This is a genomic window from Microcoleus sp. AT3-A2, assembly GCF_036705685.1.
In the GTDB taxonomy this organism is placed as follows: domain Bacteria; phylum Cyanobacteriota; class Cyanobacteriia; order Cyanobacteriales; family Microcoleaceae; genus Microcoleus.
In genome coordinates this window covers 1-1,276 of the sequence record NZ_JAUBVF010000165.1, presented here as the reverse complement: position 1 = coordinate 1,276, position 1,276 = coordinate 1, and the positions used below count along the sequence as shown (strand labels likewise).

Sequence of the window (1,276 nt, the reverse complement as noted above, 5' to 3'; positions counted from 1 at the left end):
CAGGGTAAACGCATCTTAACTTTAACGCAAAATATGCTACAGTTAAATCCGACTAAATTTTAGTGTAGTTTATTCATGCTATCAATGGCAAGAGGTTTTAGTAAAGCTGTAAATTCCCAACAAAAACAAACAGATTCATTGCCTTCAATGAATATTTTAAATACCAGTTTTTTAGAGCATTTTGCCAATTTGAAAGACCCCAGAATAGAAAGAAGTAAAGAACACTTACTCAAAGATATTATAGCGATTGCGATTCTAGCTATCATCAGCGGTGCAGACGGATGGGTGGCAATAGAAGCCTATGGTAATGCCAAATATGAATGGTTAAAAAGCTTTCTAGAATTACCGAATGGCATACCATCTCATGACACATTTAGTCGCGTATTTGCCAGAATTGAACCACAACAGTTTCAAGAATGTTTTTTGAGTTGGGTAAATGCCATAGTTGGTGAATTAGAACTAAACGTGATTGCCATTGATGGCAAAACAATGAAACAATCTTATGACCGAAATGACCAGCAAAAAGCGCTACATATAGTTACAGCCTGGTCTTCATCTCATCAATTGGTTTTAGGACAAAAAAAAGTCGATAAAAAATCCAATGAACTGACAGCGATTCCGGAATTAATAGAAATGTTAGAAATTGCCGGAAGTGTAATAACTATAGATGCTATGGGCTGTCAAAAAAATATAACATCTCTGATTATTAAGAAAAAAGGAGATTATATTTTAGCTTTAAAAGGGAATCAACAACTCCTATACAAAGCCGTGAAAGAGTGGTTTGAAGTAGCTCAAGAAGCAGATTATTTAGGCAAAAAGTATGATTATCATGAACAAGTAGAAGCCGGACATCATCGAGTGGAAAAAAGACAAGTCTGGACTGTGGATGTATCCGAGTTACCACAAGTGCATAATCAAGAGTTATGGACGGGACTAAAAACAGTTGTCATGATAGTTAGTGAACGACGATTGTGGAATAAAACCACCACAGAAGCTCGTTTTTACTTGAGTAGTTTAAGCAGTAATGCTGAGAGAATTGCTGGGGCTATCCGCAGTCATTGGGGCATTGAAAATAGCTTACATTGGACGCTTGATGTGACATTTTGTGAAGATGAAAGCCGGATCAGGAAACAGAACTCTCCCGAAAATTTTGCACTTCTACGTCGCTTGGCTATAAATTTACTAAAACAAGAAAAAATTTCCAAACAAAGTCTAAAAATGAAACGGTATCGAGCGGCAATGGACAATAATTATTTAGTGAAAATTTTAAACTCTG

Annotated in this window: 1 protein-coding gene; it reads left to right on the top strand. The window is 36.1% G+C overall.

Annotation, left to right across the window (positions count from 1 at the left end):
- Positions 1-147 precede the first annotated feature (147 nt).
- Positions 148-1,276: ISAs1 family transposase (locus tag QUB37_RS29690; RefSeq protein ID WP_333168826.1), on the top strand; the 1,129-nt coding region annotated here is incomplete at its 3' end.